The sequence below is a fragment of the Aurantiacibacter sediminis genome (genome assembly GCF_016019885.1).
Classification (GTDB): domain Bacteria; phylum Pseudomonadota; class Alphaproteobacteria; order Sphingomonadales; family Sphingomonadaceae; genus Alteraurantiacibacter; species Alteraurantiacibacter sediminis.
The window spans coordinates 395,464-419,248 of sequence record NZ_JAEANY010000001.1 but is presented as its reverse complement, the minus strand read 5'-3'; the positions used below and the strand labels follow the sequence as shown (position 1 = coordinate 419,248).

At 61.0% G+C, this 23,785-nt stretch carries 24 protein-coding genes; 14 read left to right on the top strand and 10 right to left on the bottom strand.

Translation table 11 applies throughout. The features are described 5' to 3' along the window. Positions 1 to 46 precede the first annotated feature (46 nt). The 5 genes from I5L03_RS02140 to I5L03_RS02120 all read right to left on the bottom strand — a co-directional run bounded on the left by I5L03_RS02140 (position 47) and on the right by I5L03_RS02120 (position 7,180). On the bottom strand, positions 47 to 1,642 hold the full coding sequence (locus I5L03_RS02140; RefSeq protein ID WP_197920053.1) for a cisplatin damage response ATP-dependent DNA ligase: 1,596 nt from the start codon (positions 1,640 to 1,642) through the stop codon (positions 47 to 49). Next, positions 1,643 to 2,647, bottom strand: a complete 1,005-nt coding sequence (locus tag I5L03_RS02135) for a ligase-associated DNA damage response exonuclease (RefSeq protein ID WP_197920052.1) — start codon at positions 2,645 to 2,647, stop codon at positions 1,643 to 1,645. 36 nt (positions 2,648 to 2,683) lie between these two features. Further along, positions 2,684 to 4,378 carry a M1 family metallopeptidase gene (locus I5L03_RS02130; RefSeq protein ID WP_197920051.1) on the bottom strand — a complete coding sequence of 565 codons (1,695 nt, stop codon included), beginning with the start codon at positions 4,376 to 4,378 and terminating at the stop codon, positions 2,684 to 2,686. A 33-nt stretch (positions 4,379 to 4,411) separates the two neighbouring features. Beyond that, positions 4,412 to 6,793, bottom strand: a complete 2,382-nt coding sequence (gene clpA / locus I5L03_RS02125) for an ATP-dependent Clp protease ATP-binding subunit ClpA (RefSeq protein WP_197920050.1) — start codon at positions 6,791 to 6,793, stop codon at positions 4,412 to 4,414. 180 nt (positions 6,794 to 6,973) lie between these two features. Further along, positions 6,974 to 7,180: a DUF1192 domain-containing protein gene (locus I5L03_RS02120; protein WP_197920049.1), complete on the bottom strand. Its 207-nt coding sequence runs from the start codon at positions 7,178 to 7,180 to the stop codon at positions 6,974 to 6,976. A gap of 90 nt (positions 7,181 to 7,270) precedes the next feature. Here I5L03_RS02120 and I5L03_RS02115 point away from each other — a divergent pair, with 90 nt between their 5' ends. The 4 genes from I5L03_RS02115 (at position 7,271) to I5L03_RS02100 (ending at position 11,204) form a co-directional block, all read left to right on the top strand. Continuing rightward, complete coding sequence (locus tag I5L03_RS02115; RefSeq protein ID WP_234034989.1) at positions 7,271 to 8,293, top strand: NAD(P)H-quinone oxidoreductase; 1,023 nt, start codon at positions 7,271 to 7,273, stop codon at positions 8,291 to 8,293. Between the two features lie 108 nt (positions 8,294 to 8,401). Next, positions 8,402 to 9,304 carry a UDP-2,3-diacylglucosamine diphosphatase gene (locus I5L03_RS02110; protein WP_197920048.1) on the top strand — a complete coding sequence of 301 codons (903 nt, stop codon included), beginning with the start codon at positions 8,402 to 8,404 and terminating at the stop codon, positions 9,302 to 9,304. After that, positions 9,301 to 10,344, top strand: a complete 1,044-nt coding sequence (locus I5L03_RS02105; protein ID WP_197920047.1) for a glycosyltransferase family 4 protein — start codon at positions 9,301 to 9,303, stop codon at positions 10,342 to 10,344. The genes I5L03_RS02110 and I5L03_RS02105 overlap by 4 nt, the downstream gene beginning before the upstream one ends. 140 nt (positions 10,345 to 10,484) lie before the next feature. Continuing rightward, on the top strand, positions 10,485 to 11,204 hold the full coding sequence (locus I5L03_RS02100) for a DUF1013 domain-containing protein (protein ID WP_197920685.1): 720 nt from the start codon (positions 10,485 to 10,487) through the stop codon (positions 11,202 to 11,204). Positions 11,205 to 11,280: 76 nt separating this feature from the next. Here I5L03_RS02100 and I5L03_RS02095 read toward each other — a convergent pair whose 3' ends face one another. Both I5L03_RS02095 and I5L03_RS02090 read right to left on the bottom strand, forming a co-directional pair. Beyond that, positions 11,281 to 11,700 carry a bactofilin family protein gene (locus I5L03_RS02095; protein WP_197920046.1) on the bottom strand — a complete coding sequence of 140 codons (420 nt, stop codon included), beginning with the start codon at positions 11,698 to 11,700 and terminating at the stop codon, positions 11,281 to 11,283. A gap of 1 nt (position 11,701) precedes the next feature. Beyond that, a complete protein-coding gene (locus tag I5L03_RS02090; RefSeq protein WP_325100038.1) occupies positions 11,702 to 12,865 on the bottom strand; it encodes a M23 family metallopeptidase in 1,164 nt (387 codons plus the stop codon). Between the two features lie 243 nt (positions 12,866 to 13,108). Here I5L03_RS02090 and I5L03_RS02085 point away from each other — a divergent pair, with 243 nt between their 5' ends. The 10 genes from I5L03_RS02085 (at position 13,109) to I5L03_RS02040 (ending at position 20,902) form a co-directional block, all read left to right on the top strand. Continuing rightward, complete coding sequence (locus I5L03_RS02085; RefSeq protein WP_197920045.1) at positions 13,109 to 14,395, top strand: glutamate-5-semialdehyde dehydrogenase; 1,287 nt, start codon at positions 13,109 to 13,111, stop codon at positions 14,393 to 14,395. Positions 14,396 to 14,408: 13 nt separating this feature from the next. Further along, the gene (locus I5L03_RS02080) at positions 14,409 to 15,074 is read left to right on the top strand and encodes a nicotinate-nucleotide adenylyltransferase (protein WP_197920044.1); all 666 of its coding nucleotides are present in this window, start codon (positions 14,409 to 14,411) and stop codon (positions 15,072 to 15,074) included. Positions 15,075 to 15,212: 138 nt separating this feature from the next. After that, entirely contained in the window at positions 15,213 to 15,596 is a 384-nt protein-coding gene (gene rsfS, locus I5L03_RS02075) for a ribosome silencing factor (RefSeq protein ID WP_197920043.1), read from the top strand. 128 nt (positions 15,597 to 15,724) lie between these two features. Further along, positions 15,725 to 16,048: a hypothetical protein gene (locus I5L03_RS02070; protein ID WP_197920042.1), complete on the top strand. Its 324-nt coding sequence runs from the start codon at positions 15,725 to 15,727 to the stop codon at positions 16,046 to 16,048. Further along, the gene (locus tag I5L03_RS02065) at positions 16,049 to 16,471 is read left to right on the top strand and encodes a 23S rRNA (pseudouridine(1915)-N(3))-methyltransferase RlmH (protein ID WP_197920041.1); all 423 of its coding nucleotides are present in this window, start codon (positions 16,049 to 16,051) and stop codon (positions 16,469 to 16,471) included. Between the two features lie 5 nt (positions 16,472 to 16,476). Next, positions 16,477 to 17,721, top strand: coding sequence for a murein hydrolase activator EnvC family protein (locus tag I5L03_RS02060; RefSeq protein ID WP_197920040.1), 1,245 nt, complete (start codon positions 16,477 to 16,479; stop codon positions 17,719 to 17,721). 84 nt (positions 17,722 to 17,805) lie between these two features. Then, positions 17,806 to 19,146, top strand: a complete 1,341-nt coding sequence (locus I5L03_RS02055) for a S41 family peptidase (RefSeq protein ID WP_197920039.1) — start codon at positions 17,806 to 17,808, stop codon at positions 19,144 to 19,146. 12 nt (positions 19,147 to 19,158) lie between these two features. Next, complete coding sequence (locus tag I5L03_RS02050; RefSeq protein ID WP_197920038.1) at positions 19,159 to 19,617, top strand: disulfide bond formation protein B; 459 nt, start codon at positions 19,159 to 19,161, stop codon at positions 19,615 to 19,617. After that, positions 19,614 to 20,138, top strand: coding sequence for a demethoxyubiquinone hydroxylase family protein (locus tag I5L03_RS02045; protein ID WP_197920037.1), 525 nt, complete (start codon positions 19,614 to 19,616; stop codon positions 20,136 to 20,138). The genes I5L03_RS02050 and I5L03_RS02045 overlap by 4 nt, the downstream gene beginning before the upstream one ends. Before the next feature lie 86 nt (positions 20,139 to 20,224). Beyond that, positions 20,225 to 20,902, top strand: coding sequence for a hypothetical protein (locus I5L03_RS02040; protein ID WP_197920036.1), 678 nt, complete (start codon positions 20,225 to 20,227; stop codon positions 20,900 to 20,902). Positions 20,903 to 20,905: 3 nt separating this feature from the next. On the opposite strand, the gene fabI is transcribed toward I5L03_RS02040, so the two are convergent. From fabI to I5L03_RS02025, 3 genes are read right to left on the bottom strand one after another with little or no spacing between them, the layout of a single operon-like run. Continuing rightward, positions 20,906 to 21,709, bottom strand: a complete 804-nt coding sequence (gene fabI / locus I5L03_RS02035) for an enoyl-ACP reductase FabI (protein WP_197920035.1) — start codon at positions 21,707 to 21,709, stop codon at positions 20,906 to 20,908. Continuing rightward, the gene (locus I5L03_RS02030) at positions 21,706 to 22,737 is read right to left on the bottom strand and encodes a YihY/virulence factor BrkB family protein (RefSeq protein ID WP_197920034.1); all 1,032 of its coding nucleotides are present in this window, start codon (positions 22,735 to 22,737) and stop codon (positions 21,706 to 21,708) included. Before I5L03_RS02030 ends, fabI begins: the two co-directional genes overlap by 4 nt. A gap of 48 nt (positions 22,738 to 22,785) precedes the next feature. Then, positions 22,786 to 23,763 (bottom strand): DnaJ C-terminal domain-containing protein, encoded by a 978-nt coding sequence (locus tag I5L03_RS02025; RefSeq protein ID WP_197920033.1) that lies wholly within the window; start codon positions 23,761 to 23,763, stop codon positions 22,786 to 22,788. Positions 23,764 to 23,785 lie beyond the last annotated feature (22 nt).

The window sequence follows — 23,785 nt, the reverse complement described above, 5'->3', positions numbered from 1 at the left end:
CTGTGCGCTCGGTCGCTGACCCATGGCCAGCGATTTTGTGCTTAACTCAATCCTTGATCAACGCCTTCAAGCTTTCGATCCTATCCGCCTCGTGCACGGGCTTGTCCCAGCGGATGCGGTGAATGCGGGGAAAGCGCATTGCGAGGCCTGATTTATGCCGCTTACTGGTGTGAACACTATCGAAAGCGACTTCGAAAACTAGCGTCCGCTCCACCTCGCGCACAGGGCCGAAGCGGTTAAGCGTGGTCTGGCGCACCAGCCTGTCGAGTTTTTTCAACTCGGCATCGGTGAAGCCCGAATAGGCCTTGCCGACGGGAAGCAATTCAGCGCCCTCATCGGGGTCGCCATCCCAGCAACCGAAAGTGTAGTCCGAATAAAAGCTCGAGCGCTTCCCGCTCCCGCGCTGAGCGTACATCAGCACCGCGTCGATCAGCAGCGGGTCGCGTTTCCATTTGTACCACAGGCCGGTTTTGCGGCCGGGAATATAAAGGCTGTCGCGCTTTTTGAGCATCAGCCCTTCGATCGCTGCATCGCGCGTCCCTTCGCGGATCTCGGCGAGATGATCGAAGTCGCGCGCTTCAACGAGTTGGGAGAGATCGAAATGGCTGTCCAGCAATTTCGGAACGAGGTCTTCCAACACTCCGCGTCGCTTCTCCCATTCGAGCCCGCGGCGATCTTCGCCATCCCAAGACAGCACGTCGTAAAGCCGCACAAAGGCCGGACTTTCGGAAAGCATCTTCTTGCTCACGGTCTTGCGACCGAGCCGCTGCTGCAACGCGTTGAAGCTCGCCGCGCCGCCTTCCTCGCCGCCCTGCATGTCGCCGCGCACCAGCAATTCGCCGTCGAGGACGGCAGGCCGGTCGAGCGCAGAGACCATTTCGGGAAAAGTCGCACTGATATCATCGCCGGAACGCGAATAGACCCGCGTCTCCCCCGCGACATGGACCAGCTGGACGCGGATGCCGTCCCATTTCCACTCCGCCGCATAGTCACTGAGATCGACTCGCGTCTCCTCCAGCGGATGCGCGAGCATGAAGGGCCGAAAAAGAGGGATGTTCTCGGTATCGGGCGGATCGGCGCCATCGGCGGCCCAAGCGAAGAGCTCTTCGAAAGGCGGCTCAAGCGCGTGCCAATATTCCTCGACATCATCGACACTGACTTCGAAAGCCTGCGCAAAGGCGACCTTGGCCAGGCGGCTCGATACGCCAATGCGCATGCCGCCCGTCGCCAGTTTGATCAGCGCGTAGCGCCCCGACGGGTCGAGCCGGTCGAGCATTTTCGGCAATTCGGTCGGCGCGGTATTTCGCGTCATCGCCGATAGCGCGGCGACCGCCTCGCTCACCGTGGGTGCAGGCGCGACATCGCCGAGGGGCTCAGGCCATAACAGGCTGGTCGTCTCTGCCGTATCGCCGACAAAGTCACGGCTGAGTTTCCACAGCACCGGATCGACCCGGTCCTGCATCAAATTTCGCACTGTCGAGCTTTTGACCGCTTTGAAATCGAGCCCGTCCGTCAGCGCGCCCAAAGCCCAGCCCCGGTCGGGATCATGCGTTTCGCGCAGATACTCCGCAATCAGCCGCAGCTTTTCATTGCGGGAGCGGGTGTAGACCAGAGCTTCAAGGAGATCGGCGAACTCTTCCAATTATTCATCCTCATCCTCACGCCCAACCATCGCAAGCGCACGTGCGCGGCGCTGGTGCAGCTGGTGCCAACGCAGCAGCGCTTCCTCGCGGCCGTGCGTGATCCATGTTTCGTGCGGGTCGACTTCCTGAATCGTCCGCGTCAGCTCGCCCCAGTCGGCATGGTCGGAGATAACCAGCGGGAGTTCGACATTGCGTTGCCGGGCACGCTGGCGAACCCGCATCCACCCGCTGGCCATGGCGGTGATCGGATCGGGCAGGCGGCGGCTCCACCGGTCATTAAGAGCGCTGGGCGGTGAAACGACGATGTGTCCGCGCATATCGTCCTTGTCATGGTCCATCACCATGCGCAGTTCGCCCAGATCGACACCGTGCTCTTCATAGAGCCGGCACATTTTCTCCATCGCGCCGTGGAGATAGATCGGCTGCGTGTGCCCTGCCGCCCGCAACTCCGCGATCACGCGCTGCGCCTTGCCTAGCGCATAGGCGCCGACAAGCACGCAGCGGTCGGGATGCGCATCCAACCGGGAAAGCAGCTTCGCCATCTCGTCCTCGATCGGAGGATGGGTGAACAGCGGCAGGCCGAATGTCGCCTCGGTGATGAAAATGTCGCAGGGCGTGACTTCAAAAGCCGGGCAAGTGGGATCGGGCCGGCGCTTGTAATCGCCTGTCACCACCACCCGGTCCCCCGCATGCTCGAGCAGGATCTGCGCGCTGCCGAGAACGTGTCCCGCGGGAATATAGGTCGCATCGACTCCGCCATCGAGCCGCACCGTCTCGCCATATCCGACCGGCCGCGTGTTCTCTCGCGTGTTGTAGCGCAGCTCCATGATGGCGAGCGTCTCGGGAGTGGCGACGGTCTTGCCATGCCCGCCGCGTGCGTGGTCGGCGTGGCCGTGCGTGACCAGCGCCTTGTCCACCGCGCGCGAGGGATCGATCCAGCAATCGGCGGGCGGGATGTAGATCCCGTGCGGGTCAGGTTTGATCCAGGAAAAAGGTGCGGCCATCCCTAGGAGAATTCACCGCCGCGCGCTCTGTTCCGTTCAGCGCGATTCCTGCCAGCGGGCGATCGCCTCGTCATACATAAGGATTTGGTTGCGCGGATCGACCAGCACATGCGCGTCGGCGCGTGGCAGACTCATCTGTGCGGTGCCGCCCGGCATTTCGACCCGCTGTTCCACCCCGTCCACCACCACGTCCAAGGGCATTTCGAAATCGAGCGCAGAAGGCGTTTCCCAGCGCAGCGTCAGTACGTCGCCATCGCGGGCTGAGACGAGCCGCGGCAGCTCGGGCTGATAGAAATAGGCATCGAAGAACCATTCAAGGTTCTCGCCGGTCATCTCCTCAAGGATCAGGCGGTAATCATCGGTGGTGCGCGTTACAGGTTCGATCTGGCCAGGCACCGGAGTATCGGTGCCGTAAGTCAGCCGGGTGAGCGAGGTGAAGGTCACATCTTCGCCCACCAAATAGCGCAGCGTGTGCATGACCCAAGATCCCTTGGCATAGATATCGCTTCCCCAGCCCGCCTCGCGATCATTGTAATCGGGCAGCTGGCCTTCGGGCGGGACGAGCGGCACGCGGCTGTTGATCATCTGGCGCTGGCGCCACATTTCGGATGTGTAATACATCTCCCCATGCATCCAGCCGAGGTAAAGCGGCTGCATCCACGTGCCGATGCCTTCGTGCAACCACATGTGATTGACGCTGGCATGCGTCAGCTGGTTGGCGAACCATTCATGCGCGAATTCGTGATGCAACAGCCAGTCATAGCCCAAAGGGTCGGGCCGGTAGCGATTACCATAGGCGTTGATTGTCTGGTGCTCCATGCCGAGATGTGGCGTCTCTACGATGCCGGCCTTTTCGTCTCCGAACGGATAGGGCCCGATCAGCGTCTCGAAGAAATCGAGATAGGTCTCGGTCTCGCGCACCAGCCGCCGCGCATCTTTGCCATTGCCGGGAAGATGCCAGAACCGGATCGGGATGGTGTTGCCATAGCGGCTCTCATACATCCGCTCGGCAAGCTCATATGGGCCGATCTGCAGCACCACGCCGTAATTGCTCGGATCACGTGCGCGCCAATGGAAAGTGGTGGTGCCATCGCCGTTGTCATTCTCGCTCACCAGCACACCATTGCCTGTCGCAACGAGGCCGCCCGGCACTGTCCAGCGCGTCTCGATCGTATCGACACGGTGAGTGAAATTGTCGATGCAGGGCCAGAGCATATCGCAACCCTCGCCTTGGAAGGCGGTTGCGATCCATGGCTGGCCTTCATGCTCCGACCATACGATGCCGCCATCCCATGGCGCATTGCGGGCGACATGCGGAGAGCCCGCATAGGTGATGGAAACCGCTACAGTCTCCCCGGCCTCAACCGCATCGGAGAGCACCAGTGTCAGAAGTCCGTCCGGATTGCTGATCGCGCTCGCAGGCAATTCAGCTCCGCCCACGGCGACGCGAGACACGGCGTAACGCGGATCGAGATCGAATTGCAGCTGCTCAAGCCGGTCAGACACATTGATCGTGTAGTCGGCAGAGCCTTCTATGCGCCGCTGATCCGGAAGCACCTGGATCGCCAGATCGACATGCTCGATCTGCATCGAAGCGCGTGGCCCCTCAAGCGGGAGGCCGCTGATCGCGGTGCGTTCATTTAGCGACTGGGCGGCAACAGGAGCGGAAACGCAAACGGCGAGAGCCGCAGCCCCCGCCGTCCACAATGCTTCGGAAAATCTTGGCGTCATGGCGGCAGGTGTAACCCGCGCGTCGCGCCTCGACTAGTCCTCGCTTTTCTTTTCCGATCCACCATCAGCCGCCGGACTATCCGGCTTCTTCTTGGTGACAGTTTTCTTCTTCGCAGCGGGCTTTTTCTTCGCCTTGGTCTTGGGCGGAGCAGGTGTCAGCTCGAAGGCTAGTTTTTCGTCCTTCACGCTTACATGCACTTCGCCGCCCTGTGCCAGCTTGCCGAACAACAGCTCTTCAGCGAGCGGCTGCTTGACCTTCTCTTGGATCAGGCGAGCCATCGGGCGGGCACCCATCAGCTTGTCATAACCGCGCTTGCCCAGCCATTCGCGTGCGTCACCATCGAACTGGATGTGTACGTTCTGGTCGGCCAACTGCAGTTCGAGCTGGAGAATGAACTTGTCCACCACCCGGCTGATCGTCTCATTGCCGAGGTAGCCGAAGGGCACAATGGCATCGAGGCGGTTGCGGAATTCGGGGGTGAACATCTTCTTCACCGCCTCTTCCGAAGCTTCCGTCTTCTGCCCGGCGCCGAAGCCGATACCCTGCTTTGCCGCGTCAGACGCGCCGGCATTGGTCGTCATGATCAGCACGACATTGCGGAAATCCACCGTCTTGCCGTGATGATCGGTCAGGCGGCCATTATCCATCACCTGCAACAGGATGTTGAACAGGTCCGGATGCGCCTTCTCGATTTCGTCGAGCAGCAGCACGCAGTGCGGATGCTGGTCGATGGCATCGGTCAGCAGACCGCCCTGATCGTAGCCGACATAGCCCGGAGGCGCGCCGATCAAGCGCGAAACGCTGTGCCGCTCCATATATTCGGACATGTCGAAACGCTTGAGCTCAATGCCCATGATGGAAGCGAGCTGGCGAGCGACTTCGGTCTTGCCGACGCCGGTCGGGCCGCTGAACAGGAACGAGCCGATGGGCTTGTCCGGATCGCGCAGGCCTGCACGGCTGAGCTTCATTGCCGTCGACAGCTTGTCGATCGCCTGATCCTGTCCGAAGACAACGCGCTTCAGCTCTTTCTCGAGATTGGCGAGCGCGGCCTTGTCGTCCTTGCTGACCGATTTCGGCGGGATGCGCGCCATGGTCGCCACGACCTTTTCGATTTCCTTGGCAGTAATCGTCTTGCGGCGGCGGCTCGGCGGGACGAGCATCTGCATCGCGCCAACCTCATCAATCACGTCGATTGCCTTGTCGGGCAATTTACGGTCATTGATGTAGCGCGCGCTCATCTCGACCGCGGTTTTGATGGCGTCGGGCGTGTATTTGACCTTGTGATGCTCTTCAAAGGCGCTGCGCAGCCCCTTGAGGATTTTCACCGTGTCTTCGATGCTCGGCTCATTCACATCGATCTTCTGGAACCGGCGGAGCAGGGCGCGATCCTTTTCGAAGTGATTGCGGAATTCCTTGTAAGTCGTCGAACCCACGCAGCGGATTGCGCCGCTGGAAAGAGCGGGCTTCAGCAGGTTGGACGCATCCATCGCTCCGCCGCTGGTGGCACCAGCGCCGATGACGGTGTGAATTTCGTCAATGAAAAGAATGGCATCGGGCATTTTTTCAAGTTCATTGACGACCTGTTTCAGTCGCTCTTCGAAATCGCCGCGATAGCGCGTGCCAGCCAGCAGCGCGCCCATGTCGAGCGCGTAAATCACCGCCGGTTCAAGCACTTCGGGCACGTCGCCTTCGACAATCTTGCGCGCCAGGCCTTCTGCAATCGCGGTTTTACCGACGCCGGGATCGCCCACATAAAGCGGGTTGTTCTTCGAACGGCGGCAGAGGATTTGCACCGTGCGATCAACTTCCGGACCGCGTCCGATCAGCGGATCGACTTTACCGTCGAGCGCCTTCTGGTTGAGATTGACGCAGAACTGGTCGAGCGCCGAATCCTTTTTCTTTTCAGCCTTTTCCTCTGGCTTTGCTGCGGTTTCGTCTTCCGCGCCTTCAGCAGGACGATCGGCAATCTGCCGGCCGTTCTTGCCGATGCCGTGGCTGATGAAGCTGACCGCATCGAGGCGGCTCATATCCTGTTGCTGCAGGAAATAGACCGCATAGCTGTCCCGCTCAGAGAACAGGGCGACAAGCACATTCGCGCCGGTCACCATGTCTTTGCCCGAAGACTGCACATGCAGAATGGCGCGCTGGATCACCCGCTGGAAGCCGGCAGTCGGCTGCGGATCGGTGTCATCTTCTGATTTAAGTGATTGATATTCTTGATCAAGGTACTGGCGAACGACGCTCGCCAGCTCTTCCCCGTCGACGCCGCACGCGCTCATGACCTCGGCCGCGTCGCTATCTTCTACCAGCGCCAGCAGAAGATGTTCGAGCGTCGCATATTCATGCGTACGATCGATCGCATGCTGGATCGCTGTGTGGAGCGTTTTTTCGAGATTTTGCGCAAACTTTGGCATTATCGTCCTTGGATTATGGTCTGGCCGGGAAGGCGGCGGAAAGAAAAGCTGCGGGGACAGTGCTGAACACAGGCAAAATGCAGCGAATAAAATAAGCTTTCAACGAAGCTGTTTTATCTGACGTGAAAGATATGGTGCGCTTCTGCGCAATTGCGAGGGGTCCGAAAGGCCTTACCAGCCTCACCCGTCGCTGCCCTTCGATTTGAACAGGCTATCCGCCAGTTTGCGATGATCGGCGGCCTTGGCGTGCTGCGCCTTTACCCGCGCGATTTCCGCCTCCAGCAGCGCCACGCGCTCCATCAATTCGTCCTGCGAATAGCTGTCGAGGCTCTCGCCAGCCAGTCCGGCTGCGGCGTCACTGCGCCGACGGGGCAGGTCATCGTCCATTGGCATAGAACATCCCTCTCGCCGCGCTTGCTGTCAATGGCGTGCGGCCTTAGGGGTGGTGGAGAAAGTGGGCGATGTAACGGGGATGCGATGAGCCGCAATGGGGGCGATGCCTTGCCGGGCAAGATGCAGGTTGTCGAAATCAGCGAGCCGGGCGGGCCTGCAGTCCTGCAATTGGCAGAGCGCGCCGTGCCGCAGCCTGCTGCGGGCGAAATGCTGGTGAAAGTCAGCCATGCGGGCGTTAATCGGCCCGATTGCCTCCAGCGAATGGGTCTCTATCCGCCACCCGAGAACGCCTCTGATCTGCCGGGATTGGAGATTTCCGGCGCGGTGGTGGCGCTGGGCGAAGGTGTCGATCCGGGCGAGATGGGCAAGCGCGTCTGCGCCCTCGTCGCCGGCGGCGGCTACGCCCAATATTGCATCGCGCGGCCGGAACACTGCCTTCCGGTGCCTGATAATCTTTCGATGGAAGAAGCGGCGGCCTTTCCCGAAACGCTTTTCACAGTGTGGCACAATGTCTTCCAGCGCGGCTTTGCGCGCGATGGAGAGGTGCTTTTGGTTCATGGCGGAACAAGCGGGATTGGCACGACCGCCATCATACTGGCCAAGCTGTTCGAGCTGACAGTGATCGTCACCTGCGGTTCGGACGATAAATGCGCAGCGGCGCGGAAAATTGGCGCGGATCAGGCTATCAATTACAAGTCGGAGGATTTCTCCGCCCGCGTGCTGGAAATTACCCAAGGGCGCGGCTGCGATCTGATCCTGGACATGGTGGCGGGAGATTACGCGCAGCGCAATCTGGATTGCCTCGCGGAGGATGGTCGCTTGGTCATTATCGCAACGCTTGGCGGGCCCAAATCAGAGATCAACATGATCAAGCTGATGATGAAGCGCCAGATGGTGACCGGATCGACGTTGCGCCAGCGCAGCGATGTCTTCAAAGGCATGATTGCCGATGAACTTTTCCGCGAAGTCTGGCCTGCAGTCGAGCATGAAGAGTTGCGCCCGGCAATGGATCAGATTTTCCCTCTAAGCGAGGCGGCCGCCGCTCATGCACGTATGGAAGCGGGAGACCACATCGGCAAAATCGTGTTGCGCGTCGCAGAGGACTGACTCGCAACCGTCATACTGTCGCCGAACTGCCGCCAAACTGCGATTCGCATGTCATAATTCGCTGTCATCTGACCTTAGCCAGGATGTGGCGACAAGGGATGTGGCAGCATGTTTGGCCAGTATTTCGAAGGCGAATTCGGCAATAACGGCGTAGTTGAAAGCCTGGCGGATTATGTGTCCGGCAGTGCTGAGCCCCCGAAACCCACCGTACCAGAGCGCTCCGGCGAAGAGCGGCGCAAATACCGAACCGTGTGGATCAGCGATGTCCACCTCGGCACGAAGGGCTGCAATGCGGAGCTGCTGATCGACTTTCTCGACAGCGTGGATAGCGAGACCATGTATCTGGTCGGTGACATCATCGATGGCTGGCGGCTCAAGAAGAAGTTCTACTGGCCTGCAGAGCATAATGACATCGTCTGGCGGATCCTGAAACGCGCCAAGCGCGGCACGCGGATCATCTACATTCCCGGCAATCATGACGAAATGCTGAGGCAATTTTCAGGTATGAATTTCGGCGGGATTGAGATCCAGCGCGCTGCCTTTCACGATACCGCCGATGGGCGGCGGCTGATGGTGCTGCATGGCGACGAATTCGATGCCGTCATGCTATCACACCGCTGGCTCGCCTTTGTGGGGGACGCGCTTTACCATCTCTCGATGCGGGCCAATTACTGGGTCAATGTCGTGCGGCGGCGGCTTGATTTGCCCTATTGGTCGCTCAGCAAAATGGCGAAGCACAAGGTAAAGAACGCCGTCGAATTCATCGGCAAATACGAAGAAGTCGTCGCCCGCGCGGCCGCAGAACGCGGTGTCGATGGCGTGGTATGCGGCCACATCCACACGGCAGAGCATCGCATGTTCGGGGACACCGAATATTGGAATGATGGCGATTGGGTTGAGGGCTGCAATGCACTGGTCGAACATTTCGACGGGCGCATGGAAATCCTTCACTGGCCCGAGGAAGTCGCAAAGCGCGACGCTGAAGCGCCCGCAGTGGCAGAGGCGGCATGAAGATCGCCATCGTCAGCGATGCCTGGCATCCGCAGGTCAATGGCGTCGTCCGTACGCTCACCACAGTGATGGGTGAATTGCTGCGGCAGGGGCACAGCGTCCAGATCATCTCGCCGGGTGACTTCCGATCCATTCCTGCGCCCTCCTATCCCGAAATTCGGCTCGCGCTGACCGGCAAGCACGGAGTGGGGAAGCGGCTGGAGCGGTTTGCGCCGGATTCGATCCATATCGCCACTGAAGGTCCGCTCGGCTCGGCAGCGCGGCGGTGGTGCATTAAGCGCGGCATTCCTTTTACGACGGCCTACCATACGCAGTTCCCCGAATATCTTTCGCGGCGTACGGGCCTGCCTGCGGGATTGTTCTGGCCCGTCATCCGCCGCTTTCATCGACCAGCCGAGCGCATCATGGTCGCGACCCAAAGCGTGCGTGAGGAATTGCGCGCTCACGGCCTCACGCAATTGCATCACTGGTCTCGCGGTGTGGATATTTCTGTGTTCCACCCCGATCACCTGCCGCCGGAAATGTTTTTCAGCCTGCCGAGACCGATACAGCTCTATGTCGGCCGGGTCGCGGTGGAGAAGAACATCGAAGCTTTCCTGCGCAGCGCTCATCCCGGATCGAAAGTGGTGGTGGGAGACGGCCCCGCGCTCGCCAAACTGAAGACGCAATTCTCCGATGCACATTTTCTCGGCAGCCGCAAAGGCGCAGACCTCGCCGCCTGCTATGCGGGCGCTGATGTCTTCGTTTTCCCTAGCCGCACCGACACGTTTGGCCTTGTGATGATCGAAGCACTTGCCTGCGGAACACCTGTCGCTGCTTTCCCGGTGCAGGGACCGCTTGATGTGCTGCGGCCGGAAAGCGGCGCGATTGCGGAGGACCTCGACCAAGCGATCGCAGCCGCGCTTGCGCTCGACCGAGCAGATTGTCTTGTCCATGGCCAATCCTTCAGCTGGCGGGAAAGTACCCGGCAATTTCTTGCCGGACTGGCGCTTATCGAACCGGCCCCGGCTCGCGATCGCAGAGTATTGCGCACCGCCTGAGCACTCCGCCGCACCCGCGCACGGCGCAAAAGCTTGCGAGCAAGCGCGAAACCGCCTACATCACCCTCGCAATGGCCGTCCCGTGAGGGGCGGCCCTTTTATTTCGGAGAAACATCGTGGCTGATCAGCCCAAACCCCTCATGCCGCACGCGACTGCCAGCTGGCTGGTGGACAATACCGCATTGAGCTTCACGCAGATCGCGGAATTCTGCGGCCTTCACATTCTTGAAGTGCAGGCCATGGCGGATGATCTCGCCAGCTCGAAATACACCGGGCGCGATCCGGTGCATTCTGGCGAGCTGACGCATGAGGAAATCGAACGCGGCCAGGCCGATCCTGAATATTCGCTCAAGATGCAGAAGGCTCCGGTCGATGTCAGCCGCACAAAGGGCCCGCGTTATACGCCGGTGTCGAAGCGGCAGGACAAGCCCGATGGTATCGCCTGGATCCTGCGCAACCACCCTGAAATTTCCGATGCGCAGATCGGCCGCCTCATCGGCACGACGCGCAATACGATCAATGCGATTCGTGAGCGCAGCCACTGGAACATTGCCAACATCCAGCCGAAGGACCCGGTAACGCTTGGCCTGTGCTCGCAGCGTGAGCTTGACGCAGCAGTGGCGAAGGCCGCCAAGCGCGTTGCTCCGGCAGAGCCTGTGGAAGGCGAAGAGGCGCCGGTGGTCGTTGGCGATCCGCGCGACGACAAGGAAAAGCTGATCGAGGAGCTGCGCAAAGAGCGCGAAGAGGCGGCCAAGGCGGCAGCCCAGGCGGCGCAGGAAGCCGAAGCTGAAGCATGGCTCGAAGCCAAGCGCGAAGCCGAAGCCAATCCCGAGCCCGAGCCCGACAAGGACTCGATCTAAGCCCTAAACGAGTTGGGGCGGCCCGATGGACCGCCCCTCCCTCCCAAACTGGAAAATCTGATTGTGCGCTGGTGACTCAGTTCGTCAGCGGCAATCCGCCGCTTGGCGCGTCAGTCTTGGCAGGCTTTGCAGCGACAGGATTGCCGGTCGGTACAGCCTTGCCATTCTTCGCGCCGAGCGGTGCGAAACGTCCATCGACGTGAGCACCTTGCTCGATCGTCAGCGTTTCGTAGCTGACATCGCCGTCGATCTTGGCGGACTTCAGCACGACGAGGTTCTTCGCCTCGATCCGGCCATGCACGCTGCCTGAAAGGCGCGCAGTCTCTGCCTTGATTTCGCCTTCGATGTGGCTGTCTTCACCCTGTACCAGAGAGGCGCAGGCGATATCGCCATGAACGCGGCCATCGACATGGAGGTCCACCGTGGCTTCGATATTGCCGCGGATCGTTACATCGGTGCCGATGACAGAGAATGTGCTGCCGGAATTACCCTTCATGTCACTGGCCTGCCGCTGCGGCATGGGGCGCGAATTCTGCGCGGGCTTCTTCGAGAACATGGGGAGCAGTCTCCAGGAAATGCCGCGGGTTTACCGCGCGGCCGTTGACGCGCACTTCAAAGTGCAGGTGCGGTCCGGTTGAACGGCCAGTACTGCCGATGGCGCCGATACGATCACCAGCTTCTACTGCCATGCCGACACGGGCATTGAAGCCGGACATATGCGCATAGCGCGTCACGATGCCAGTGTTGTGAGTGATTTCCACTACATTGCCGTAGCCCGACTTGCGGCCCGCAAAGGTCACTTCACCAGCGGCGGCAGCGTAAATCGGTGCGCCATGCGGAGCCCGGAAATCGAGGCCGGAATGCATGGTGGCGCGGCCATTGAACGGATCGCGGCGATAACCGAAGCCCGAAGAAATCGAGTTGATATCGGCGGGCATAAATTGCGGGATGGTCTCCATGCCGCGTTCCAGCGCGCTCATACGGGCAAGGCTGAGGCCGAGGCGCTCGAAGCGCGGATCGATTGCGCTGTCACCATCGCCGAACATGCCTTCGAAAGGACCACCCATCGCGGTCGAACTGTCGGCGACTTGCCGAGGGTCCAGGCCAAGCTCACGAATTGCAGCTTCCGCGCGCGCCGCGCGGCGATCGGCATAAAGCGTCAGCGCTTCAACCGTTGCGAGCTGGCGCGCTTCGATCTGTGCGAGGCCAACTGCCTCAGGGAAAACTTCGCGCATCATGCTGATAAGCTCTGCCGATTCCTCGGAACTGTCGGAGACAGTGTCTTCCGCCTCGGCGACGAGATCTTCCGGGAGCATCTCTACGATGCCGTCGAGCATTTCCTGGCGGGCCTGAAGATCGGCCACAGTCGCATCAAGATCGTCCGAATAGGCGTCGAAGCGTTCTTCGCTCTGCGCGACATGCGCTTCACGCTCCAGCAGCGAAGCGCGCTCCGAACTAGCGCGATACTGATTGAAAGCCATCACGCTCATCGAAATCGCCCAGCCAAGCACGGCTGCGAGCACAACGGCTGCAACTGTCATCTGCATGCGTGTGGTGATGGTTATGAAGCGGACCTGTCCCTGAGAGCGCATGAAAAACTCACGCTCTGGAAACCAGCTCCGCAGGCGATCCCATTTTCCGCCAGCGGTTTCTTTTTGCAAAACGACCCCGTGTGTTTTGGAAGCTTTTTGTTGTGTCGGGTCCATACCCAACATAGCGCCAAGGTCGAGTCAACCTTGCCCAGCACAGGGCGAAACGGACGTTCGATGCGATGAATCGTTTTAACGTTCACAATTTTATTGCCGAAAGCGGGAACCAAGTTGTCTCGGAACGATTCGACGTCGCTTGCGATTGGTCAGCAAGAGCCCATGTCGAAAGCAGATAAGAGCTGACTGAGAATTTTTATGAACGATATGTCAAACACGCCCGATCCCTCCACCCTGTCGCCTGAAGAGCTGATAAAAGAATTGGCAACACGCGGCCGTGCCGCCCAGCGCAAGCTCGCTCGAATTGGCGATGAGCGTAAAGCCGAAGCGCTGCGCGCTGCTGCTGCGGCAATCCGCCGAGATGAGGCCACGATCCTCGAAGCGAATGCAAAAGATCTGAGCGAAGCGGAAGCTCGCGGCCTTTCCGGCGCGATGCTCGATCGCCTGAAATTGGATGCCGAGCGGCTGGAAGGTATCGCGAGCGCGATTGAGAACGTTGCCTCCCTTCCCGATCCGGTAGGCGAAGAAATCAGTCGGTCCGAAGCTCCTGCGGGTATGACTCTCGTGCGCCGCCGCATTCCGATTGGCCTCATCGGCATCATTTATGAAAGCCGCCCCAACGTAACCGCAGACGCGGCATCCCTGTGCCTGCGGTCAGGCAATGCTGCACTGCTGCGTGGAGGTAGCGAAGCGGTGCATTCCAATCGCGCGCTGCATGCCGCTTTCGTGAAAGGCGTCAGCCAGGAAGGCGTGCCCGAAGATGCGATCCAGCTTATGCCGACGCAGGACCGCGAGGCAGTTGGCGCGATGCTGAAAGCTGCAGGGCTCGTCGACATGATCGTGCCGCGCGGCGGCAAGAGCCTGGTTGCCCGTGTGCAGGAAGATGCGCGCGTTCCTGTGCTCGCTCACCTCGATGGCATTTGCCACACCTATATCCATGCCGACGCCGATCCGGAAATGGCGCGCGAAATCGCGCTCAATGCGAAAATGCGCCGCACCGGCATTTGCGGGGCGATGGAAACGCTTTTGATCGACAGCCTGTTTGATGATTGCACCGATGTCCTGTCAGCCTTACTCGATGCGGGCTGCGAATTGCGCGGCGATGCGCGGGCGCAGGAACTCGATGATCGGATCAAACCTGCCGATGATGAGGATTGGGACACCGAATATCTCGATGCCATCCTGTCCGTCGCAGTGGTCAACGGGATTGGTGAGGCGCTCGAGCATATCGCAGCGCATTCTTCCGGGCACACCGATGTGATCGTGACGGCAGACGATGCCGCGGCGCAGCGTTTCCTCGATGAAGTCGATAGCGCAATCGTAATGCATAACGCCTCGAGCCAGTTTGCCGATGGCGGCGAATTCGGGCTTGGCGCAGAAATCGGCATTGCCACCGGTCGCCTGCACGCCCGCGGACCCGTCGCGCTGGAAGGTCTGACGACATATAAATGGCAGGTGCTTGGCCAAGGCCAGGCGCGTTCCTGAGCGGCCTGCACACTTGAACCAAACCGGGTCCGTCACCGGCCTGTTGGGCGGGAGTTTCAATCCCGCCCATGTCGGCCACCGTCGCATTTCGCTGTTCGCAGCCGATGCGCTGGGGCTGGATGTGGTCTGGTGGATGGTCTCCCCCGGCAACCCGTTGAAACCGAAAAAGGGCATGGCGCCGCTCGCCGCGCGGGTGAAATCGGCCAAGGCCATGAGCCGCCGCGCGCCAATCCGCGTGACGGCAATCGAACAGCAGCTTGGCACGCGCTACACGGTGGACACGTTGCACGCACTCAGCCTGCGCTATCCCAAGCGTCGTTTCATCTGGCTGATGGGGTCAGACAATCTCGCCCAATTCCACCGCTGGAAGGATTGGCGCGGTATAGCGAGGCAGATGCCCATTGCCGTAATCGCCCGTCCGGGTTATGACGATGATGCTATCGCGAGCCCCGCAATGGCCTGGCTGCGGAAATACCGGTTGTCTGCAGTTGGACTTCATAACCGGAGCGAATGGAGCGCACCTGCGCTGATAGAACTGCGTTTTGATCCCGATCCGCGCTCGGCGACAGCGATCCGCCGCGCAGATCCCCAATGGGCAGACGGCTATGCCGGGCCTGTGCCGCGGGACGACGTAACGCATTCCCTCATCCATGAAACCAGTCCGGGAGGTGGCGCATAATGCAGTCAGCTCTTGGAAAGGCTTGTTTCCATTCCCATTTCAGGAGCATGATCAAACGCGATGACCCAGCCCAGCAATGCCGCAGAAACGCGCGCAGCCGCAAATGGCAGTCCCGCCGCAACAGCTACACTCCTATCCATGACTGAATACGCAACTCCGCAAGACGCAAAACCCGGCTCGCTTCACGAGCTTGTCCTCCAGCAGCTCGATGATGATCAGGCGCAGGAAATGGTCTCCATTCCGCTCGAGGGTAAAAGCTCGATCGCGGATCACATGATCATCGCCTCGGGCCGCTCCACCCGTCAGGTCGCCGCCATGGCGAACAAGCTGGCGGAAAAGATCAAGCAATCGGGCAAGGCCATGCCGCGTGTCGAAGGCCTGCCGGCTGCCGACTGGGTGTTGATCGATGCCGGAGACGTGGTGGTGCACCTGTTCCGGCCCGAAGTCCGCAGCTTCTATAATCTGGAGCGGATGTGGGGCTTTGGCGAAGACGGTAAAACTCGCCAGATGGGTAGTGCTTGATTGATTTGAGTCCGCGCATCCGCGCGGACTTCCTCGGTGCTAATCGCTCCGCTACGCTGCGCGGCACCTGCGGGCGGCCAATTCGGCCTTTGTCGCCGCCTTAGGGCGACGATTTTGGGAAGGTTTTTGTGAGCGCACAGTCGCGATATCGGATGGCCAACCGCGCCATGTGGGCATCTTGGGGTCTGTTCGCTGCATTGGTGGTCTACAGCGCGATCAACGGGCCGTTTCGCCTTTCGCGAGAGCCTCTTTTCACCTTCGGTTTCATACTTTTGCTGGTGGCCATGGGCGTGCAGTTCTGGCTGGCAAAGCGCGCTTACAAGACGGTGCATTGCGGCAAATGTCGCCATCGCTTCTTCGATCGCATGTTCGTGATTTTCCCTGCCAAAAATGGTTGCTCCAAATGCGATGCCTCAATTGAGCATGCATGGGTCTGGCAGGGAGAGGACTGAATGCTATTACATGTGATCGCACGCGGTAAGATCGCTCGCTCTCCCGAAGGTGAACTCGTCGATCGCTATGCCAAACGCATCCAGTGGCCGCTCAAGCTTACGGAACTGCCTGAAACAGGCGGGAAAATCCCCAAACCATCGGCCCCTTTTAAAACCGTCCTGCTCGACGAAAAAGGCAAAAACCTTGGCTCCGAGGAGCTCGCCGCCATTCTCGAACGCTGGCGCGATGATGGCATGCGCGAATGCCGCTTCGTGCTGGGCGCCGCCGATGGTCATTCTGCTGCCGAGCGCGCAGAGGCGGATCTTCTGCTTTCATATGGCAAGGCAACCTGGCCGCATCTTCTCGCCCGGGCCATGCTGATGGAGCAGCTATTTCGCGCGACAAGCATCCTTGCAGGCCATCCCTATCATCGGGCAGGATAGCGCCCATGGCGTGGCTCAATCACAGACTATTCCTGCTGGGCGGATCGGCGCTGCTCTGCGCAGTCGCCGCCGTGGGCCAGCGTGCGCCCGCTCTCGATGATCCCGACGATACCCGCGCCGCGCTCGCCGAAGCGCTGCAGGAACGCCGCGCTGCCGAAGCGCGCAGTGAACGGCTGGAAGCAGAAGCTGCCGAGGCCGAAGATGCCGCCGAACGCGCCGCTCGCGAGGCTGCGGCGATTGCCGCGCGCATCCAGCAGGCCGAAGCCGGAATAGCCGCCGCCCGCGCTCGCATGACGATGATCGTGCGCGAACGCGACGATCTGCGTGAAGAATTGGGCCGTGAGCAGCGCCCGATCGTGCGCCTCACCGCCGCGCTCCAGCAATTCTCGCGCCGCCCGGTCGCCTTTTCCGTGCTTCGCCCAGGCGATGTGTCCGATGTCGTCCACCTTCGCGCCATGCTGCACAATGCTGTGCCGCAGGTGCAGCAGAGCACCGAAGGATTGCGCACGCAGATCGCCCGCTCCGCCGAATTAAGTCGTGAAGCAGCCGCCGCCGCCGAAGCGCTGTCCGCAGATGAAGCGGCGCTAGCCGAGCGGCGCGACGAACTCGCAGAAATTGAAAGCCGCGAACGCCTCGCCGCGCGCGCTGCCGACAGCGCGGCAGATCGCGAAGCCGAACGTGCACTCGCACTGGCGGAAGAGGCGCGGGATCTCGACGGCTTGGTGGATCGGCTCGATCGCGCTGCCGCCTTGCGGGAAAGGCTTGCCGCGCTGCCCGGACCGCAATTGCGCCCTGCATCGCCAGCGTCTGCAAGGGTTACCGACGCGTCCGGCGCCGCGTCTGGCAGTATTCCCTCAGCGAGCGCTTCAGCTGGCGCGGCAGATGCGCCGCCGTCACCCTACATCCTGCCCGTTGCCGGGCGCACCCTTACCGGCTTCGGCGCGCCGCAGGAGGCAGGGCTGAGCCAGGGGCTGACGCTCGGCCCCATTGCTGGCGCGCAAGTCGTTGCGCCAGCCAACGGGCGGATCGCTTTTGCAGGCCCTTACCGCGGGTACGGCCAGATCGTTATCATCGAACACCGCGGCGGCTGGACCAGCCTCATCACTGGCCTCGCCCGCAGCGATGTGCGCGTCGGGCAGGACGTAGTCGGCGGAGCGCCCTTAGGCGTCGCCGGGCCAGACAGGCCCAGCGTGACACTGGAACTCAGGCGCAATGGTGAGCCTGTAAATCCAATTACGTTCGTATCCTGAGCTCTACTTCCTCATCTGGCGTTAAGCGCCGCTGTGCGATAAACCCGGGGCAATGGGACTCAACCCGTCTAGGAATACCGTACTATGAAGTTTGCCCCCGCCATCCGTGCCGCTGCCCTGTGCACCGCTGTCGCGCTGATGCCCGTCACCACTGCCGCCATCGCGCAGGTTGAAGGCCGCGCTTCGCCGGAATTTGCGCGTCTTTTCGCGACGTACCAGCGGATCAAGGCAAGCTATGTGGAGCCGGTCGAGGATGAAGTCCTGATCCGGGGCGCTATCGACGGCATGCTGGCATCGCTCGATCCGCACAGCGCCTATATCGATGGCGCCGCGATGGAGCGGCTGACCACGATGATTGACGGCAATTACCAGGGTCTCGGCATCACCATCCAGATGGAAGATGGCGCGGTGAAAGTCATTTCGCCGTTCCGCGGCAGCCCTGCCGAGCGCGCCGGGATCGCGGCGGGCGATTACATTACCCATATCGATGGCGAACTGATCTACGGCCTCGAAGTCGACGAAGCCGTTGCACAAATGCGCGGACCTGCCGGTTCTGATGTCGAAGTGACGATTTTCCGTCCCGGCCGTGCCGACAGCTTCGAAGTGACGGTGACGCGCGGCGTGATCGAGCTGGAGCCGGTGACGTGGGAGCTGATCGGCGATGACATCGGCCATATCAGCGTGAACGAATTCTCTGCCGATGTGGGCGCGGATGTGCGAGGCGCGCTGGAAAGTCTGCAGCGGCAGGCGCCGGGCGGCCTTGCCGGCCTTGTGCTCGACATGCGCCGCAATCCGGGCGGTTCGCTCGATGAAGCTGTCGCACTGTCCGACCTGTTCCTGACCGACGGTCAGATCGTGTCGCAACGCGGCCGCACCCGGCGCGACAGTGTGTTTTACGAGGCAGAGACGGTCTATCGCGGCGATGTGGCAGAAGGTCTGCCAATCATCGTTTTGATCGATGAAGGCTCCGCCTCGGCATCCGAAATCGTTGCAGGCGCGCTGCAGGATCATCGCCGCGCGCTGGTGATGGGTGAACGCAGCTTCGGCAAAGGTAGCGTGCAGACGCTGCTTCCGCTGACGCGCGACACAGCGCTCAAGTTAACTACCGCGCGCTATTACACGCCTTCGGGCCGCAGCGTGCAGGAAGGCGGGATCGAGCCCGATATTCGCGTGCCGCAGCTTTCCGATCCCGATGCCGAACGCCGCCAGCGCCTTGCCCTGCGCGAAAGCGATTTGCGCGGTCATCTGATCAATGAGATCGGGGTTGAGGACGAAGGCCTCGAGCGTGACCGGATCGACGATCCACGCTTCCAGCTGACCGCCGAGGAATTGGAAGCGCAGGGCGTGGACGACTTCCAGCTCGACTATGCCGTGCGCACCCTGCGCCGCACGACCGGTATTTCCCTGGCCTCCCGCGAGCGCTAAGCCTCCGATACCATGACCAACCTCACAGACGCGTCTGATCGCCTGGCCCAGCGGCTTGCGCTGGCTGTTCCTGCTGCGCTGCTCGCGGGCGCGTATATTTCGCAATACGGGTTCGACCTGTTTCCGTGCGAAATGTGCTGGTGGCAGCGCTATCCACATTTCGCTGCCGTGGGTCTTGCACTGCTGTCTTTCGCTGCCCCGCCAAAAAAGCTTTGGATCGCCCTTGCGGCGCTCGCCATTCTCGCTTCGGGCCTGATCGGAGCCTTTCATGCCGGGGTCGAGTACGGCTGGTGGCGCGGAATCACAGGTTGCGCGACGACGGGTGATGCCATGTCGCTCGATGTCATTCGCTGCGATATCGCGCCATGGTCTTTCCTCGGTATTTCCCTCGCAGGGTGGAATGCGCTTCTTTCCATCGGCAGCGCCATCACCATATGGGTGTTGCTGATAGCGAAGGAGAAACGCGTATGACCGCCACAAAAGACCGTTCGGAAATGATCCGCGTCGATCAGGCGGGCGAGTTCGGCGCCACGCGCATCTATGCCGGTCAGCTTGCCGTGATGGGGGAACGCGGCCCGCATTCAGCCGAAATCCGCGCCATGGCAGAGCAGGAAGCCGGCCACCGCGCGGAATTCGATGCGCTGATCGCCAAGCGCGGGGTTCGCCCGACGCTCCTCCAGCCGTTCTGGAATGTCGCAGGCTATGCGCTGGGTGCAGGCACAGCACTGCTCGGCCCCAAGGCGGCGATGGCCTGCACAGCGGCGGTCGAGGAAGAAATAGACCTTCATTATTCCCGCCAGCTCGATGAGTTGGAAGCAGATGGCGATGACCCTGAGCTTGCCGATATGATCCACCGCTTCCGCGAAGACGAGCGCGAGCACCGCGATGCGGCGATTGCACACGGGGCGGAAGAAACGCCGGGGTATCCGCTGCTTCACGCTGTCATTCGTCTCGGCTGCAAGGCGGCTATCCGCATTTCCGAGAAAATCTGATAAAAATCGCGACACAAATGGCTTCATCGCCCGTTCAAGGGATGAAGCGCTCTATGCGCGAAACACTTGTGACCCGAGGGATTATCATGACTCGCCTTCTCGCCCTGTCCGCCGCTTCGGCCATTGCCATATCTTTTTCCGCCGCGCCTGCTGCTGCGCAGGATGAGGCCGGAGACCGGGTGAACCAGATCATCGTCTATGGCGATGACGAGTGCCCCGAATCGGACGAAAACACGATCACCGTGTGCGCGCGCATGAATGAATCGGAGCGCTATCGCATCCCGCCGCAGCTACGCAATAGCGACTCGCCGCAGAACGAAAGCTGGAACAATCGCTTCGAAAGTCTCGAAGTCGTCGGCGCATTCGGCCCGCTTTCATGCACGCCCGTTGGTTCGGGCGCGGCGCATGGTTGCACCATGCAGATGATCGAGCAGGCCTATGCCGAGCGTGCCGCAGGCCGCGAAGTGCGCATGGGCGAACTGATCGCAGCCGCGCGTGAAGAGCGCCTTTCCACCATCGATGAAGATGCGGCGATCTATCAGGAGCGCGTGGAAGAGCTGGAAGACGCCGAACTGGAGCGCCGCCGCCGTGCGCAGGCCCAGCCAGTTGGCGATGAAGTGGTCGATCCCGACGCGCCGCCTGCCGACATCGTCGATCCCGATCGCATGCCGCCGCGCGATCTGCCCGCACCCGAATTCGACGATGATGAAGAGCAGGTGCCGCTCGATGCGACACCGCCGCCCGCAGAACCCGGCGCGCTCTAAGGATTAGCCTAGCGCGATATCGGGCGCGTCTTCCTGCTTCATGCCAACGACGTGATAGCCCGCATCCACGTGATGGGTTTCCCCCGTCACGCCCGATGACAGGTCCGAACACAGGTAAAGGCCCGCGCCGCCCACATCCTCGATCGTGACATTGCGGCGCAGCGGCGCGTTCAGCTCGTTCCATTTCAGGATATAGCGGAAATCGCCGATCCCGCTTGCCGCCAGGGTCTTGATCGGCCCCGCGCTGATCGCGTTGACCCGAATGTTGTCTGGCCCCAGATCATTGGCGAGATATTGCACGCTGGTTTCCAGCGCGGCCTTGGCAACGCCCATCACATTATAATGCGGGATCACCTTTTCCGCGCCGTAATAGGTGAGCGTGACGATGGAGCCGCCTTCACTCATCAGCGGAGCAGCGCGCTTGGCAGCGGCGACGAGTGAGTAGGCCGAAATATTCATCGTCATCAGGAAATTATCGAGGCTGGTGTCGACATATTTGCCGCGCAGCTCGCTTTTGTCAGAAAAGCCGATGGCATGGACGAGGAAATCAAGCTTGCCCCAGCGCTTTTCAATCTCGGCGAAGGCGGCGTCCATATTCGCCATATCGGCCACATCGCATTCGATCAGAAAATCGCTGCCGACCTGCTCGGCCAACGGGCCGACGCGCTTTTTCAGCGCTTCGCCTTGGTAGGAAAAGGCCATTTCAGCGCCCTGCTCGTGCAGCTTCTTCGCAATGCCCCATGCCAGCGACTTGTCATTGGCGAGCCCCATGATGAGGCCCTTCTTGCCAGCCATCAGTCCACTCATTGCGTTTCGTCCTCCTTACCAGCAGCGGTTGCCGCCTCATCATTGGCGGGTCCACCGATGCGGTTGCGTTCTTCCTCGGGCGTTTCGGCAAGTGCCGCGTTCAGTTCCGCCCCTGCAACCATCCCTAAGCCCACCAGCCAGAAAAAGAAAAGCGCGATCATGAAACCGGCGAGCGATCCGTAGGTGAGATTATAGGCAAACAGGCTGCGCAGCACAGGCGGAAGCGCCACGGTGACCGAAATCCACCACACTGTAACCAGCAGGGCTCCCGGCCACTTTGGGTAGCGCCGTGTGCGATATTGTTCGGGCGTGAGCGAGATGAACAGCAGGAATAGCGACAAATAGAGGCCGATAGCGGGAATGATGCGCGATATTTCCAGCGTGCCCAGCGCGTTGCTCAATTGCGGCAGGTAAGCATCGATGAATTCCTGCGCTGCGCCCAGCATGATCTGCGCGAACAGCGACAAGACGAGCAGGAACACCGCGCCAAGTATGATTCCGGAGGAAAACAGGCGATAGGTCCAGAAGGCCTTGGTCGCGCGCGTTCCGTAGGCGCGTCGCAAAATGTCGCGTATCGTCTCCACCAGGCTGCCCACGGTCCACAGCGCCACCAGCGCGCCGCCCCATAACAGCCACCCGCTGCGCATCTGCACGACATTGCGGGCCACAGGCTCGATCACATTGGCGACCATCGGCGGCAGGGCCAGCGCCAGCGTGTCGATCGCGGCGGTGCGTTCGTAGTCCTCGCCCACAACCGAAAGCACTGCTGCGCCAAGGATGAAGAAGGGAAAGATCGCCAACACCGACATATAGGCAAGGTTGCCGGCATGAATCAGCCCGTCATTGAAACAACCGATGGCCACCCGCTTGGTGATGACCCATGCTCGGCCCCACGGATTCTCCGCCGTTTCCGCATCGGGATCCTGCTTTCGTTCGAGCGCTGCCTTGCGCCGCGCCTCGGGCGTAGCGGTCTCCAGCTCCCTGTCCTCGGGCAGCGTCTCTTCTTCGATGTCGGCAAGACCGCTCACTCCGGCCTTTTAACAGCGTCAAGCCGAGTGTCGAGCACTGGCAAAGGTTTAGCCGCCCATCTCGCTGCGCGGATTGCTGTCGTCCGTCCAGTCGCCAAGCTCCTCCTGCAGGCCGGAAAGGTCCTCCGGCAACACGATCTCGAGGGTAACGAGCTGGTCGCCGCGCCCACCGCCTTTGGTGCTCCAGCCTTTGCCTTTGAGGCGCAGGACTTTGCCCGAACTCGATCCGGGCGCAATCGTCATCATCACCGCGCCATCGACTGTGGGTACTTTGATCTTCGCGCCATTCACCGCTTCGGAAAGCGTAATGGGCAGGTCGAGCCGGACATCATCGCCTTCGCGCCAGAAATGGGCATGCGACTGGACTTTGATCGTCACAATGCCATCGCCATTGCCGCCTGGGCCGGACTGACCCTTGCCCTTGAGACGCATCTGCGTGCCGTCTTCCACGCCTGCGGGAAGCGAGAGGTCGATCGTCTTGCCATCCGCAAGCGTGATGCGTTGCTTGGTGCGGGCGGCAGCGTCAATGAATGGGACCGTCAGCGTATAGCGAATGTCCGCGCCTTTGCGCGGGGGCGGTGGCGGAGGGGATCGAAAGCCACCTGCGCCGGGACCTGTCCCGCCGCGTGGACCACCTCCACGGCCAAACAACCCCTCAAACAGATCGCCTATGTCGACATCCTCGGTGCCGAAGCCCTGAAAGTCGCGCGCCGAATATTGTGCGCCGCCAGGGCCGCTTCCACCAAAACCGCCGCCGGGCCGCGCGCCGCCAAAGCCGCCATTCATGCCGAAAGGCATGGCGGGATTGCCGTCAGCATCGATCTCGCCGCGATCGAACTGGCCGCGCTTTTCCTTGTCGGACAGCAGATCATACGCCTGCGTGACCTTGGAAAAACGCTCGGACGCGTCGGGCTTGTCCTTGTTCCGGTCCGGATGCAGCTCTTTTGCAAGCTTGCGATAGGCAGACTTGATCTCCGCCTCGCTCGCGGAACGGCTGACACCGAGAAGAGTGTAGGGATCGCTCATGGTGTATTAGTTAGGTAAGGCG